Source organism: Syntrophales bacterium, from assembly GCA_030655775.1.
Lineage (GTDB): Bacteria > Desulfobacterota > Syntrophia > Syntrophales > JADFWA01 > JAUSPI01.
Window position 1 is genome coordinate 1 of the sequence record JAUSPI010000074.1, and the last position, 15,969, is coordinate 15,969.

14 protein-coding genes are annotated in these 15,969 nt (G+C 46.8%); all 14 read right to left on the reverse strand.

What is annotated here, in order from left to right; all coding sequences use genetic code 11:
- Positions 1–498: ATP-binding cassette domain-containing protein (locus Q7J27_03815; protein MDO9528267.1), on the reverse strand; the 498-nt coding region annotated here is incomplete at its 3' end.
- A gap of 142 nt (positions 499–640) precedes the next feature.
- A complete protein-coding gene (locus tag Q7J27_03820; GenBank protein ID MDO9528268.1) occupies positions 641–919 on the reverse strand; it encodes an RNA-binding protein in 279 nt (92 codons plus the stop codon).
- A 71-nt stretch (positions 920–990) separates the two neighbouring features.
- Complete coding sequence (locus Q7J27_03825; GenBank protein ID MDO9528269.1) at positions 991–2,730, reverse strand: DEAD/DEAH box helicase; 1,740 nt, start codon at positions 2,728–2,730, stop codon at positions 991–993.
- A 422-nt stretch (positions 2,731–3,152) separates the two neighbouring features.
- Positions 3,153–3,701, reverse strand: coding sequence for a hypothetical protein (locus tag Q7J27_03830; protein MDO9528270.1), 549 nt, complete (start codon positions 3,699–3,701; stop codon positions 3,153–3,155).
- A gap of 403 nt (positions 3,702–4,104) precedes the next feature.
- A complete protein-coding gene (locus Q7J27_03835; GenBank protein MDO9528271.1) occupies positions 4,105–5,343 on the reverse strand; it encodes a DEAD/DEAH box helicase in 1,239 nt (412 codons plus the stop codon).
- Between the two features lie 235 nt (positions 5,344–5,578).
- Entirely contained in the window at positions 5,579–5,710 is a 132-nt protein-coding gene (locus Q7J27_03840) for a GIY-YIG nuclease family protein (GenBank protein ID MDO9528272.1), read from the reverse strand.
- A 10-nt stretch (positions 5,711–5,720) separates the two neighbouring features.
- Positions 5,721–6,725 carry an arginine deiminase-related protein gene (locus tag Q7J27_03845; protein MDO9528273.1) on the reverse strand — a complete coding sequence of 335 codons (1,005 nt, stop codon included), beginning with the start codon at positions 6,723–6,725 and terminating at the stop codon, positions 5,721–5,723.
- Between the two features lie 19 nt (positions 6,726–6,744).
- Complete coding sequence (locus tag Q7J27_03850) at positions 6,745–8,091, reverse strand: arginine deiminase family protein (protein ID MDO9528274.1); 1,347 nt, start codon at positions 8,089–8,091, stop codon at positions 6,745–6,747.
- A gap of 158 nt (positions 8,092–8,249) precedes the next feature.
- On the reverse strand, positions 8,250–9,758 hold the full coding sequence (locus tag Q7J27_03855; GenBank protein MDO9528275.1) for an L-serine ammonia-lyase: 1,509 nt from the start codon (positions 9,756–9,758) through the stop codon (positions 8,250–8,252).
- Between the two features lie 327 nt (positions 9,759–10,085).
- On the reverse strand, positions 10,086–11,294 hold the full coding sequence (locus tag Q7J27_03860; protein ID MDO9528276.1) for a C45 family peptidase: 1,209 nt from the start codon (positions 11,292–11,294) through the stop codon (positions 10,086–10,088).
- A 51-nt stretch (positions 11,295–11,345) separates the two neighbouring features.
- On the reverse strand, positions 11,346–12,908 hold the full coding sequence (dacB, locus tag Q7J27_03865) for a D-alanyl-D-alanine carboxypeptidase/D-alanyl-D-alanine-endopeptidase (GenBank protein ID MDO9528277.1): 1,563 nt from the start codon (positions 12,906–12,908) through the stop codon (positions 11,346–11,348).
- Positions 12,909–13,127: 219 nt separating this feature from the next.
- A complete protein-coding gene (locus tag Q7J27_03870; protein MDO9528278.1) occupies positions 13,128–13,415 on the reverse strand; it encodes a hypothetical protein in 288 nt (95 codons plus the stop codon).
- The gene (locus Q7J27_03875; protein MDO9528279.1) at positions 13,385–14,272 is read right to left on the reverse strand and encodes a hypothetical protein; all 888 of its coding nucleotides are present in this window, start codon (positions 14,270–14,272) and stop codon (positions 13,385–13,387) included. Before Q7J27_03875 ends, Q7J27_03870 begins: the two co-directional genes overlap by 31 nt.
- Before the next feature lie 107 nt (positions 14,273–14,379).
- A complete protein-coding gene (locus tag Q7J27_03880; GenBank protein ID MDO9528280.1) occupies positions 14,380–15,939 on the reverse strand; it encodes a serine hydrolase in 1,560 nt (519 codons plus the stop codon).
- Positions 15,940–15,969: the final 30 nt, after the last annotated feature.

A 15,969-nucleotide genomic window follows, 5' to 3' on the forward strand; every position in this document is an offset into this window, starting at 1 on the left:
CAGCAGTACCCGTACCTTATCGCTGCCGTCAAGCTCCTTCATCTTTTTCTGACGCATCTCTTCCGGGATGCCGAGGCCGTTTAACAGCACCGCGGCCTCTGTCTCTGCCTCATAGCCGTTCATTTCACCGAACTTGGCTTCCAACTCTCCGGAACGGATGCCGTCTTCCTCGGTAAAATCAGCCTTGGAATAGAGGGCCTCACGCTCGGCCATCACCTTGTAGAGCTTCTTATGGCCTATGATCACGGTATTGAAAACGGTGTACTCGTCAAAGGCGAACTGGTCCTGGCTGAGCATCGCGATGCGCTCTCCCCGCCCCTTGGTAATCTCGCCCCGATCAGGCTCAAGCTGACCTGCCAGGATCTTCAGAAAGGTGGATTTTCCGGAGCCGTTCGCCCCGATCAGGCCGTAGCAGTTGCCAGGGGTGAACTTGATATTGACGTCCTGGAAGATGACCCTCTTGCCATAGGAGAGAGCAATGTTGGATGCGGTTATCATGGTTGTGTCCTTATTAATGCTTCGTGTTGGGCGCAAATGTCCGTTTCTGTCATGGTGTGATAAAGGAGGTTCCGGACATGAGGAAATAGATTGCTCAGGGTCAAACATAGATTTGCCCCCTTATCGATCCAGGCAAATCAGTCTAATATCGAGAACGACGTTTCGAACGTTTTTCACGGCGCGTTTCCTGCACCTGGTTTACTTTGATCTCTCTTCCCTTGAACATGCTTTTATTCAAGGCTTTTATCGCTGCATCTGCTTCTGAATTGTTCGGTATGTCGATAAAACCAAAGCCTTTCGATCTTCCTGAATAGTGATCCATGATCAACTTGACACTGGCAATCTCACCAAACTCTGAGAAGAGTTCTTTTAATTCACTTTCGTTTACATTGTAAGGCAGTTGTCCAACATAAATTTCCATTATCACTCTCCTTGGAATTTTTGCTGCACCACGATTTGCTGCAACTGTATGTGTTGCCAGTCTCCACAACATCAATAAATTTGCTGGGTTTCAACGCTACGCTCTCTATGCAGTCTTAACTTGCGCCCTTTACGGTGGCGTATTCCGCCATGTTTGGGCCGACTTGTGCCGTTATTGCCTCGGGCAACCTCAATGGAAACTGTTTTGCCATTGATTTTAACATGCTGAAAAACATCAAGTATTTGGGGTGTAAATCTGCTATCTGCTTCAAGCAGAGCCGTGTTCCGCATAATTTCAATCTTTCCTAATTTAATGCGCCCACCACCAGGAACACCATTAATCTTTCCAATCAGACCCTGGGGCATAATCCCGTCACGCCGGCCAACATTAAGAAAAAAACGGGTGAACTTCTGCTTGTGGTTTGAATTGTTAGCAGACTCCTCACCCTGCCGTTCTTTTGTACCCTGCCGTTTTTTCGCCCCATCACTTACATTGAGATCAGGAGCATTTTTGTAATATTCCAGGAACCGATTAAACTCCAAAGAAACAAATCTCTTGATAAGCTCTTCGCGATCCAGGGATCCGAGCTTTTCTAAAATTTCTGCACACAGTGGATCAATCTGGTCGTGGTCCACCTCAACTTTCATAACGACATCAACCAGGCTAGCCAGCTGTTTTTTACAAATCTCCACGCCTGAAGGAATCCGGCACTGCTTAAACTTCTTATTAAGCTTTTTTTCAATTTCCCTGATCTTAAAGTGTTCCTTCATGTGAACGATGGCAACAGATATCCCAGTACGTCCAGCCCGGCCGGTACGACCGCTTCTATGGGTATAATTGCCAAGATCGTCAGGAAGATTGTAATTGATCACATGGGTCAGATCATTAACATCCAGGCCACGAGCAGCAACATCGGTTGCCACAAGTATTTGCAGATTCTTGCAGCGGAATTTCTTCATCACTTGATCACGCTGGTCCTGGGACAAATCTCCATGCAAAGCATCGGCGTTGTACCCGTCCTGAATCAATTTATTGGCTACTGCATTGGTCTCCTGCCGAGTACGGCAAAAAATAATTGAATAAATATTGGGGCAATTGTCTACGATTCGCTTCAAAGCAATATAGCGATCCCTGGCATGAACCATGTAACATTCATGACTCACATTTTCTGCGCCTGCATTGCGCTTACCGATTGTAACCTCAACAGGATCAGACATATACTTACTGGCTATAGCTGCAACTTCTTTCGACATCGTTGCCGAAAACAACAATGTATTTTTTTCTAAGGGTGTCTGGGCCAGTATGGCGTTTAATTCATCCTGAAAACCCATTTGCAGCATTTCATCAGCTTCATCAAGCACAACATAACGCACACCGGATATGTCAACCTTACCGCGCCTGATTAAGTCATTTAAGCGGCCCGGGGTTGCAACAATAAGCTGGACACCTTTACGCAAGGCTTTAATCTGCTGCTCAATACTTGCACCACCGTAAACTGCTAATATTTTTAATCCCTCAACATGCCGGGAAAAGGCTTCCAAATCTCTGGCTACTTGCACGCAAAGCTCCCGCGTAGGACACAGAATCAACCCTTGCGTTTGCCCGCTTTTTGTGTTTGTCATCTGAATCAATGGAAGGCCAAACGCTGCTGTTTTGCCTGTTCCGGTTTGCGCCAGGCTTACCAGATCTACTCGTCGTTCCAGCATTAATGGAATGACCTGTGCCTGAACCGGCGTTGGTTCTTGAAATCCTAAGGATGTTAGCCCTTTAAGGATATCGTTGTTAATGCCAATATCTGCAAATGTATTCATAATGTTTATTTTTCTAACTACTCCTTTTTATACGGCCCTCTATCATAGCCATTTTTATCCCGAAACCGCTAAAAACAAAAAACCGCATAATCCTATACAAGAGGATTGCGCGGTTTGATATAGCAGTCTCTCATAACAAAAAAGATAATACCCTACAATGAATATCGCATTTTACTCCATATTCATAATAAAGCAAGCTGTTTTTTCCGAACCACCCGACCACGCCTCAAGAATGACCTGAAAGATACTATGGGAATTCCCTTCAGCCCCCGCTACCAAACAATAAAAAGGGGCTTAGAGTTTATCGCTCTAAGCCTCTTTTTATGCGAAGATTAGAGTCACATCTCTATTCCCCGTATTTTTCCAGATTATACTTCGCTGCCTTATTGCTGGGATTTACTCCCAGTGTTTTCTTCCAGTATCTAACCGAAAGATCGCTCAAAAAGGTCATTAATTGCTTTGTGGCCTTCTTCAGTCAGGTTTCGCGTCCCCGTCCCGCAGAACGAATCATAACTGATGACGGGTGTGTCCTTTTCCCAGACGCTGTCCTTCCACGTATACCAGTGGGCTGTTTCCTGATCGAAAACGCTCACCGGCCGGTTAAAGAATTTTGCCAGTTCAACAGCCCAGCCCGTTCCACCTTTAACGGTTCCGTCTTCCATGATTATTCCCACCGCTATAACCTGAAAACCTTTGTTGACCATATGGAAAATAACCTGGAATACTTTTCTGATTTTGTCGGCATGAGTATACCGTCTCCCCATGCGGTTGGAAACAATCTCCATGCTGACATCGCCGCATTTCAATTCCTCATCACTTAAGATCGTAACATTCTTTTCACGAGTGAGGTTATATCCCGGGAACGAAAAAGTGACTTCACGGATTCCCCACTTCTCTGCATTTTCTCCAAAAGCAGTTTCCGCGCCTTTCAGTCCGCCACTGAAAAAATTGATTTTTGAACAGTCTTTCATTACTTTCCTCCACATATTGTAATATTTAATTGTAACCGTTTCGCAAAATGTCTCTTCAAACCGGGCATGTGCTCATGACAGACAGAATGTAACTTTCCGCCAGTTCCCAGAGTTCCAATCGACTGCCGATAATGTACCACAATGAAACGTATGTATGTACAGAATATGTCTATGCGATGATTAAGCAGGGCAGCGCTTCTATCACACTCCTGCACGCCTGTCAAAGAATATGAGTGACCCCAAAATAGACATTGGAAATAAAGACTGTCCTCCCCATCCCGCAGGACAGCCGTCTCGGCTGTCTACGGCGATTCACTATTGTGGACAGGCGGGACACCTGTCCTACTGTATTGGAAGGATCAATGTCTATTTTGGGGGGTGAAAATTTTCGCCGGGCCGCCGGTCATTTTCTTTTTTTGACTTTTCCCGGCCTTTTCTTCTGCCGGTTCTCATAATCATCAATCAACTCGTGTAAACTTTTCTCCGGGGGGGGAGCAATTGTCTGGACATAATCTCCTTTACTGATTTTTATAACCTCAATGTCTTTTTTCAATAACTGCTGGATCTCGTCAAGACGCTCTTTCTCATCCGTACTGCAAAATGAAATGGCAATCCCTTTTTTGATGCCCCGCCCGGTCCTTCCCACTCTGTGGACATAGTATTCCGGATTATCGGGCAAGTCATAATTTACGACATAATTAACATCAGGAATATCAATTCCCCTGGCACTGACATCCGTTGCGATCAGGATATTACATTCGCCGTCCTTGAACTTCTGCATCACATCGGTTCTCGTGTGCTGCTCCTTATCACCATGAATCGTAACAGAGCGTATGTTAACCCGTTCCATTGCTTTTGTCACCCTTTCAGCGCGAACCCTGGTTCTGACAAATACGATGATCTTGCTGTCCGGGTTATCTTTGACAAATTCCTCCAGGAAAAACCGCTTGTCATCCATTTCGACGAACATGACAAAGTGAGAAACATTTTTCGAGACGGGATCTTCAGGAGAGAGCTGAATCCGAATCGCGGAACTTTTAACCTGCGAATAAGCAAGCTTTTTGATTTCCTTATTGATGGTTGCAGAGAAGAAAAGAGTCTGATGCTTTCGGGTCAGCATTTTCTTGACATATTTAATATCCGCGATAAACCCCAGGTCCAGCATACGATCGGCTTCATCGAGGACCAGAACTTCAACACTCCCGAGATTAATATACCCCTGATTGATCAAATCAAACATGCGCCCAGGCGTTGTAACAAGGATATCAATTCCCGCCTGAAGCTTTTTAATCTGCGGGTCCTGCTCAACACCACCATGAAGCGAGAAAGCGTTTACTCTGGTATGCTTTGCAAGATCTTTAAAAACGCCGCCGATCTGCTGTGCCAGTTCACGAGTCGGGACCATAACGATACATTTAATACCGGCAGACCGTTTACTGCTTTTTTTACCGTGGATTCTGTCAATGAGCGGAATGGCAAAGGCAGCCGTTTTGCCCGTTCCCGTTTGGGCTATGGCAAGAACGTCCTCACCCTTCATGATTGACGGGATTGATTTAAATTGTATATCTGTCGGTCTCTTAAAGCCGAGCTGCGCCAGATTCTTTTTTATTTCTTCTGAAATATTGTATTGTTCGAACTTCATAGTCCCTCACTAACCATCATCATCCTGAAAGAAACACTCTCGTTTATAATCAGGCCGTTTAAAAAGTCTCTTCGGGACAGAACTTTTATGCTCTTGTTATGGTCATTGTTATGCATAAGGCCCCCCATCTCTATTTAATTTATCGTGTTGTCCCGCTACGTTATTTTATTTGTATAATCATCTTATTTATAATCCATTCATTCCGGTAAATGTCTTCATATCAGCAGGATTGGGGTCACCAGGTGTATTTCGCCGCCTTCCGATTGCCCGAGACATGTTCGGCTACCCGTCGCTGCACATCCGTGCTGATGCCGGTGTATAAATCCCGGTCGTCACATCTGATGATATAGAGATGCCATTGTTTCATTCCTGTGCTCTCAAAATAACGAGTGATGGAATATTTCTGCTACCATACACCGGGCACTGCCCCCTCCGATATTCTCGATTGTATGTATGTCGAAAGGAATTATGGCACCTGATTTTTCTAATTCTTTTTTTTGCGCACGGGAGAAGTTTTTATATGCTGTAGTAGACATAATAATCACATTTTCCCCATTTGTGGTATGAAGCTGAAGAATATTACCGCACATATGCTCCATCTGTTCAGGAGAAATCTCTACAATTCTTTTCCCGAGTTTTTTCAATTCATTCAACACCATCTTTCTTTCGCTTTTGTCCGTTATACTTTCTGAACAAATCACAGCATAATCAGTCCCGACAGACATCATTACATTTGTATGGTAAATGAGTTCCCCCTTATCATAGCTGTGAAAAATCACAGGACGATAACCAAGCTGTTTACAGAAGTCTTCCAGTAACTCTTTATTCGCCCGGGGAGACAAAGAAACAAAAGCTGCTTTATGAATGCGGTCAAGAACCATGGCGCCAGTTCCTTCCAGTGCCTTGTTCTGTTTATTGTAATGTCTCAGATCGATTACTTTTGAAATTTTCATTCCGTTTTCTTTGAGTTTGCTTTTCAAAAGATCAACACGAACTTCGTCTCTCCTGTTCGGAGTAGCCATTGGATATATAACAATTGCGGTACCTCTTTCTCCATTTCGGTGTGTTGAAAACCAGTTATTAGGAAAAACTGCATCGGGTGTTTTAATATCATTTCTGCTTTTTACGTGAATAACTCTGATATTTTCCGACTGCAGTTTTTTTACCATTTTGTTGAACTGATCCATTGCCTGGTTTCTGGCTTCCAAAACCGGAGTATCATTATGCTGAAAAACGTTTGAAGCTGCAGTTTGTTTATTATAGGCAAAGTCATCAGGAGAAACCATAAATACAGTATCCGTTGTCTGTATCAGGTTGCCGGACGCGCATCCTATAATAAACAGAATTAAAACGAATAAGAAAAGACGTATTCTCTTAACCATGGCTTACCTCTCTGTGAAATTATTTACCGGTTGTCGTGTCTTTGTTTTTTGAAACATTTTCACGAAGCAGTACCTGCGTTGTGCAATGGGCGGCACCGTAGCCTTTCGTCAGTTCCCCGAAATCCATCCAGACGGCGTCAACGCCGTTTTTCTTTAGCGTATCTTTGTATTCTTTGCTCACACCGTCAATTCCTAAAATCTTGTTCGGAGCGACTGTCAGGAAATTGATGCCGTAAAGATTCTGATCTTTTCGTGAGACCGGAATTATTGTGTATCCGAGATCTTTCTCAAGATATTGCTGAAAATCCCTGTTCTTGATTACGAGTTTATATCCTTCATCATCAAGCCTGTAAACATCTACTTTCGTTGAAATTCCCTTCAGTTCAGGTTCCTTCCCGGGAACATTCATCCTGAAATCAATCATTACCGCAAGCTTGGAACTGATAATATTGAAGTACGTATCGAGATGCATTTCCTCCTGGTTTTCCCAGTTATCTTTTACAACAGCGACCAGGGGAGTTCCAAAAACCTGATTGTCAAGGAGCTGCTTTATCCCTTCAGCATTTGTTCGTAATCCCTGCCCGATAAGAGCCACTTCACCTGCGGAAAAATAATCTCCTCCTTCCAACCTGCCTGTTCCTTTCACTTCATAGATAGGGGTTATCCCCATTTTTTTCAGGACAAATTTAATGATTTTTGTCTCAGGAGCTCTCTGAACTGAATTCATTTTTGCAATAACGACACCTTTTGCCGTGGTTATCATCTGATCTCGCAGAAAGTAGAGGTTCATCACAGGGCTGACTTCATAGGTGGCGCTCATACCTGTATTTTTGTCGGTTTGATGCAGATGGATGGTAGGTCGCTGAAGAATTATCTTTATTAACTCGTAAGGAGTTAACTTGGAGAGAATTTCCTTTTTGTATTTTTTCTGCCGGCTTTTGTCCGGTTCTTCAATGGCAGAACTGTCAAATTTCAGAAACTCTCCTGCAAATCTTCTAAGCGCGTCCAGTTCGGGGGAAGGTGTAGGTCGTCCCTGTTTATCAATGGTACCTTTCAGCAGCATATCGACAACCCTATATACTTCGGCACCGCGTTTGCGTAACCTTTCTATATATTTTAAATGTTCGGCATCGGCAATTTTCAGGCTGAATGGTTTTTCATAAAGTGCTGCCTCCGGATGCAATACCCCCATGAATATCTCATCTCCGGGAGTATGCATCAAAATCTTTTTTGGATACTCCCATTCAGCTTTTTGCCCCACCTTTGCGGTTTGGGCATAGATATTCGCAGAAAATAGGGTTATGAGAAAAATGACAAAAAATATTTCACAAATCCAGATTAATCTGTTCTTCTTAAATACCATCATATTACACCTCCCTAATCTCCATCTTTATACGTAAATTGGGAACAGCCACTAATTATCCCTTAAAAATTAGTGGCCGTTATATATTCGTATATCAAGGGTATACACTCCCAAGGGTAATACAGATAAAAATTATTTATGCGTTCGGGTCGTCACCAAAGTCAGCAGTCTACCATAGTCACTCCCAGCCCGCCGGTGCCCATCTCTCTATAAGCCTGTGGCAGGGCTTTCCCGGTCTCCAGCATAGCCGCGATAACCCGGTCCAGGTCTTCCCAATGCTGAGAGGTAATTTCGTTGGTGGCCATGAGATAGGCGTTGTAGGCCTTGATGGCACCAAAGGCGTTCCGTTCGATGCAGGGAATCAGCACGAAGCCTCCCACCGGATCACAGGACATGCCCAGATGGTGTTCCAGTGCGATGGTTGCCGCCACCTCGGTGGCTTCAAGGGAGGCTCCACTGGCATACGTAATCATTGCTGCTGCCATGGATGAAGCGACACCGATCTCGCCCTGGCAACCAACCTCAGCGCCCGCAACGCTGGCGTTATTTTTGCACAGAAATCCCACCAGCGCCGCAGCCAACAGCCCTTTGCGCATGGTGTCCTGTGAGTACTTCAGGTGGTGCTTCATCACATATGTTATCGACGGGATGGTACCGGCCGAGCCAAGGGTCGGCGCAGTTACGGCCAGCCGGCCGGCGGCATTGCCTTCAGAAACGGCTAGGGCATAGCTGCTGAGCAATCCCATAAAGTTATCGCCGCCCTTCATTTTCAGTGCCTGCTGGTGGATGCGCTTGGCCTTGCGATGAAATTCGAAAGGTCCGGGAAGCAAACCCTCTTCCTTCAATCCCTGCCTCACACCGTTTTCCATGGTATCGAGCACAAGATCCATGTGGGCCAGTATGTCCTTCTCACCGACACCCATAACCGCCATATCGTTTTCCAGGATGATCTCGTGCAGACTTTTTTTACGCTCCGCTGCCAGGCGACGGAAGGCGGTCATGCTGCCGTAGGAATAGACCGGTTTGCCCCGAGCCTCTGGCTCCTGGCCCTTCCACTCAAAGAAGCCACCGCCGGTGGAGTAATACTCCCTTGAGAAAATCTCGGACCCCTTGCCGTAAACCAGTCGCATTATCAAGGTGTTGACAAAGGGAAAGTTGTGCTCGACCTTGTCCCAGACGATGGTGTCTTGACCGATGGTGAAATTCACGCCGCTGATGGTGGCGGTGTAGGTTTTCTTTTCATCGGCAAGCTCCTCCATCAGCCTGGTGTCGCAGGTTTCCGGTTTCTGGCCTAACAGGCCGGCAATTATTGCGCGATCAGTTCGATGCCCCTTACCGGTACTGCTCAGGCTACCATACAGTCGTGCCTCGATTTTCCGCGCTTGCGCCAGTTTCTCCCTGGGAATTTTCGTTAACGCTTCTCTGAAGTTAGCGGCGATCCTGAGAGGTGCGATGGTGTGGGAACTGGAAGGACCCGGACCGATCTTGAAAAAATCGCTCAAGGATGTCAGAATAACCCCCTTGGGTGGACCCTTGTAGCACCGGACTCCAGCCCTGCCCGTGAAGGCCGAGGCTGAGATACCCCGTGCGCAGGATGGAACCGCCTCCAACATGACACCGATGCCGGCGGAAGAAATAAGAGCCGCCTTGATAAAATCGCGCCGATTCATAATGACACCTCCTTGTTAATTTTGACAGTCTCGTAAAAAGTCTCAAAATGTGTCATTTGTCATGCTGAACTTGTTTCAGCATCTAAACATTTCAGCAAGTTAGAGACCCTGAAATAAATTCAGGGTGACAAAAACTGACTTTTTACGAGTGCATCAATTTTAAGCAACTATAAAATATCTGATACTGAATTATCGTGAATGTTTTACCGGATTACAGGAACGCTGTACTTCGCAATCATGCTGAGATCAAAAGGAATATGTTTGTTTTATATTGCGCCCCTTGGCCCCGCCTACTACAAGGCGGGGCTTGCGGAGTGCACCCCCCGGTTATTTTTTCCTGAACAGCGGGCCAAGTCCGACCTCAGCCCAATCCTGGAAGCCGGGAACCTTGAGCCAAATTTTCAACTCCGCGGGGACAGCAATGACCTGGTATATTGTCTTTTCCGTATCTGTGGGACCGCCATTTTCGATGGAGGTATCAAGAACTTTCATCATAATCTGAGGGGTGAATTTGCCCCGGTACTTTTCTCCAAGGGCGAGAAGGTTCCGATACCTCTTATAGCTTGTTTCGGGCAGCACACTGTCGTCGATCTGCGTCAGTTTCCACGTTGAACCCATAAAGTGGTTTGTGGCTGCCATGAAGCCGTCACGTTCCGGATTCCTTCGCCTCGTGTCATAGAGCGAAGATTCGTACGAGTAAGCCCCGTTTTTATCGGCCACGTTAACAATAGTAGAAAGATTGGGCAGAGTAGCATTAAAGGCATTATCCATCTCAGACAGGTAAGAATAGTCCTGCAGAAAAGAAAAAAGCGTCACAAACATAGATGTCCTGTCCAGACAGAATCCCATCCAGGGACCGCTGTTCAGTTCAATGAACAGCCCATTGCTGTTCATTCCGGTGGCGTTGTATATTACTCCGGCGTAATTGATGAGTGCGGCAGGAATGGACCCGTCGGCGGCGTTGAAGACCGAGACTACCATAAATCTGGCAAAGTCCTTATATAAGGGATCGTCGTCATTGTTTCTCCCGAATACGAGCGGGCCTCCTGACGTATACGGACCCCAGGCGGCAACGCCGGAACAATGGTCAAAGGACAGGTGGTTTATCTTCGGAAACCACTCGATAGCATTCAGCAGAATCTGCTTTTCAGCTCCCAGTCCGGATGTTTCAGCCATTCCGTAGATGATTTCCTTATACCGCCGAGGGTAAAGATCGAAGATCGACCCGGCTATGGTTTTAAGTCGCTCCAGGGGGAATCCCTTTTTCTTTATAAAGAACTTGTCTATGGCATCGTGGTAGAGTTCCTTCAGGTCGTCTTTCAGGAGCATCCCGTACTGCCGACCCATCTGCCGATAGTTACCGGTCAGTTCTACCACCCTGATCTCACCGGAACGGTACAGCTTGCCTCCTTCAAATTCCGCTGAGAATATCAATTTCGGACTTTTCATGCCGGCAGTTTCCCCGGCGGGTACGGAACCGGATACCGACAGGATAAGTAAAACAGCAAGTAGTATTATAAGGCCTGTTCTCTTCATCTGTTCACTCCTTTCCTTTTTCAGAGCTCCTCAGTTCATGAGTCTGTTGATTTATTCCGCAAGGTATACGGCTTCCGAAATTTTCCCAAGGTCATTCCCGACTTTTAACATGTCATCGAGTTCTTGTATGGGTACATTATTCACGTAAACCGCAAATGCCAGTTTGCGACCACCGGATGTTGTTATATAACCTGCCAATCCCTTCACCAGGAGAATGGGGCGGTCATTCAGAAGATCCCCCTGAACAATTGTGCCTGTCTTGGCGAATACCTTGCCCCTGGCTGGACTATCGGGTGGAACTGAATGAGCCAGTGAGCCGTCTACTCCGAGTATCGGCAGCGCATCGTGATATGCCTTAAAACAGGGACGGGTTGTCATGTATCTTAATAGCTGAACAGCAGCCCGGGGTGTAATGAGATCGCCCCGCTCTCCGCCCTGGCCATCGGCAAGTGAAATAGATTTAATATCTACACCAGCCCGCTTGAGAAAAACTCCTTCAATAGCCATTCCCTCTTCAAAAGTGTATTTTCCGTTCTTTGCGGCAACTAAAAGGGGGGCAATATCCGCACCAAGATTGTGACTGACTTTCAAAATCAGTTTTACCGTTTCGGAATAGGGTGGCGAACTCAATAAGGCCACCCTTTGCATTTTTTTATAAGCGCTTTTTTCAGGTAACCGGTCGGAAGGGTTTTTGCCGTATGGTGAGATATCTACCTTAACATTTTCCCGTCGAAGTGCCTCAATAAGAAGTGTTCGGGCAAACGAGGCGGGATCTTCAACCTGCCAGACGCGAATTGACGGCTTCTGTTTAGCCGGCATTTGTCCCCTGACTAAAATTCTATTAGAGCCACCGGATGTAATAAGGATACGGGGCGTTTCCGTTGAGGCTACGGTTTTTACCTGAGCGTCAACCCGGTAGGCAGAGGTGTGAGGACGCCATTTGACAGTCGCGTCCATCCCGGGTTCAGACGGTGTTATCACAAAATCAATGAGATTGTCATTGACGGTGACGGGTGTTCTGATGAAACTGTGTCCGGCTGTACTTGCTTCGAACAGACGATCATCGATAATGACGTCGCCACATACCCGTTTGATACCGGAAGCAGCCACCTGCGAGGCCAGATTGTTAATCCCCGCCAGAGGATCCTGTTCGGTCAACACTGCCGACAGAGGCCCGTCCATGCCTGCGTCCGTATGATCCATTTCGGTAAACGTTATGTGACCGTTAACGTCCGTACGACCTCCGAGGGTCAGATCACCGCTGGCCACCAGTATAAGATCACCCTTCAATTCACCTGCGGAATTGACGGGCGCGTTGCGATATATGGGAGTTTCGAATTGGTAATCCGCTCCGAAAGTGTCAAGCCCGGTAGCCATTGTAAACAGTTTTGTCGTAGATGCCGGAGCAAAAAGTTTGTCTGCGTTCAGCTCGTAGATTGTCTTCCCCGTTTTAAGGTCCGCCACTAAAATTCCCCATTGAGAGGGAACGTACCGGGGCGCATCAATAATTGACTGTATCTCCCGGGGCAGTTGAGTCCCGGCGTGCAGCATTACCGGTATCGATAAAACCCATATAATAACTGACAAAACAATCATCCTGTTTTTTAAACACATAATCAATCCTCCTGTCATCGTTGAATGAAAAATTGACGGCTTCGTAAAAAGTCTGATTCCCCCTCCCCTGGCGGGAGGGGACAAAGGGGAGGGGGACGCAAGTGAGTGAAATGACGCTGCATTCACCCTCACCCCAACCCTCTCCCATCAAGGGAGAGGGAGTTTTGTGACTTTTTACGAGTTCATGAAAAATTTGCCCGCTATCAGTAGCGAGCAAGATTACTGGTTTACCGGCAGCGTTAACAGTGGCTGAGCCGTGTGCAGTTCTCCCGCCTGGAGGGAGAAGATCATTCCTACAAGCACGAAATACGCCTTGGACCGGGCATCATCGTCCGCTATGTAATACCAGCGTCCCCGGTAAAAAACGGACACATACGCATCACTTGGCCGTGCAGAGCTGCTTCGCACGTTAACAAGACCCTGATGCAATCCTTTTCGCTTCATCATATTTTCCCCGAGGGGTTCAAAGTTCTGTGTCAGCCCCCTTTCCACATCCTTTTCCGACACCTCCACATTCCGCGCAAGGTCATACAGCATGCCGAAACAACTCTTAAACTTGACACTGCATTGCGTCTTCCCGTTTCCCTGAGACCGATGGTAAGGTCCCTGACCGGTGTCAGTTTGATGCTCGAGATGATCTTACCGTCCGGAGCGTTGATCCTCCCAGGTTTGATTCCAAGAAGATTCTCAACTTCGTCGGCCTCTTCCGGTCCGGCATATCGTAACTGCATAGTGCCCTTCCCTTCCTTATCGACACCGACGAACTCAATGTCACCGCGCGATTGCATCCGGCGAAATATTTCTGCAAGATCAAGAAATTTACCATACGGGTCGGCTACACCCTTCGTTATGCCGGGATCATAATTGTTGAGTTCACCGATCCGCTGCACGACGGTCCACATAAGAGAGTCTATACTCCACCCTACCCGTGTGAGGAGCAGAAACCGATCCAGATTAATTTCCTCCATAAGCTGCTTTAACGCCTGCTCCCCCTGGACCGGCGTGTAGGTAATCGTAGGTTTTTCTCCATAACCGGCGCCGAGCTCTGGTGACATGGAATTTGCGAATATATCACTTCCCTTACTAAAGATTGTCCCCCCCAGCGCCGCACTGACCGTATAACTGAATGATGAAGAGATGGATCCCACCTGAAGGAAAAACAGCGGCTCGTAATATTTCGCACGGACTAGATTAATGAGGAGTTCTTCATTGTTGCTCTTCTGAATGCTCACGTTGTAATCGAGACGATTTCCCTTGAGAGCCTTGGGTCCCATGGAACAGCCGCTCAGAGAAAAACACACCATTAATATGAAAAGTACGGGATACACCACGCCTCTTGCTCGTGTCGACATAATTATTCGCATAAAATCAGCCCTCCTTATCTTATTCGATTTTAATATGTACAATTGCCGTCATTTATTGCAATCCTGGAGATGAAACATTTTTGTGTTTTTATCCCAATAGTGCCGCATTACTTCACTACAGCAGTTTTCGAATCAGGCAAGCGTTTGAAGTTCAGCATATCACCCATATTCACTTCGGACACCCCACCCTGGCTATTAAGCCTAAAGGTAATGAAGGTCTGACCCATTCTCGTTTCTACAGCCCGATCGCGACAGACGGCACGGAAAGTATCGTAGTGCCAGTGCGTCAGATCGCTGACAAGTATGGAACTTCGATACATGACGAGGTTGTTGTTTTCAAGGATGACCTTGATTTTTCCTAATATATCGTTCTCATAAGTGCCGGTATAGGAGACAAGGGCAAGTGACGGCTTTGTTTCCCGAACACGGGATGCCTCCAATGCTTTTTGGGCTTTTGTTATTGTCGCTTCTTGCTTTTTCTGGTTTTTCAGATAAATGTCGTTCCAATCCTTCGGTGTCCGTTCAAGCAACACATCCATAGCCCGAAGGAACAGCACATCAGAGAGCTTCTGGTTTTCGTAGTTCGTCAGGACAACAACTCCCACCTGCTTTTCAGGGATAAACCCGATGACAGCGTAAATTCCATCGATCTCGCCGTTGTGGTACACACAAAGTTCTCCATCGTAATCGACCAAAACCCAGCTCAGGCAATAATCGAATCGCCGTGCCCAAGGGAAGGCGCTCTTGATCTCACGGGAGAGTGAGATGGGTGTATGAGGTTTATGGGTTTCCCGAATGACGTCTCCATCGGCAATCCTTTTGCCGTCGTACATACCATCTGCGAGATGGAAGCGAAGCCACCGGGCCATGTCTTCGATGCTGGCATTGACGGACCCGGCAGGGCCGACATTGTCAATGTTTCGAAAGGGTACGGGTGTAACCTTGCCGTTCATTTTCAGATGAGGTGTGGCCACATTGTCAATTTTTTGTAAATCCTGCACGCTGGTGAAGCTCCGGTTCATGCCCAGGGGTTTAAAAATACGTTCTTTTAGGAAGACGTCCCAGCTCATGTCGGTCACGGCAGGAATTATCTGCCCGGCCGTAAGAAACATGCAGTTCCGGTAAGCATACTGGGACCGAAAACTTGATTCCGGTTCGATATAGCGGAGCCTTCGGACAATCTCATCCCGGTCATAGTCGGTGGCATACCATAGAAGATCGCTCACTGCGGACAGGCCACCCCGGTTACAGAGGAGGTCGCGCACGGTGATCTCACGGGTCACCCACGGATCGTACATCTGAAAGCCCTGTAAATGGTCGACGACCCGGTCATCCCAGGAGAGTTTCTTGTCTTGTACCAGAAGGCCGATGGCCGTCGAGGTAAAAGCCTTGGAAGCGGAACCGATGGGGAAAATTGTATTCTCGTCTACCCTCCTGGTTTCACCAAGTTTACGTATTCCATATCCCTGCATGAACACAACCTTGTCGTTCTTGACGAGGGCTATGCCCAGACCGGGAACCTGCCAGTCTTTCATGGTTTTTTTGATATAGGTATCCAGGCCTTTGATATTTACGGTACGTGCATATGTCAGAGTCGGGGTAAAGACCCACATCAAAATAACCAATACAAAGACAAACGTTGCAGCTTGACGCAATATCTTATCCATGAAAATCTCCTTCCTTTGTTGATCGGGAAA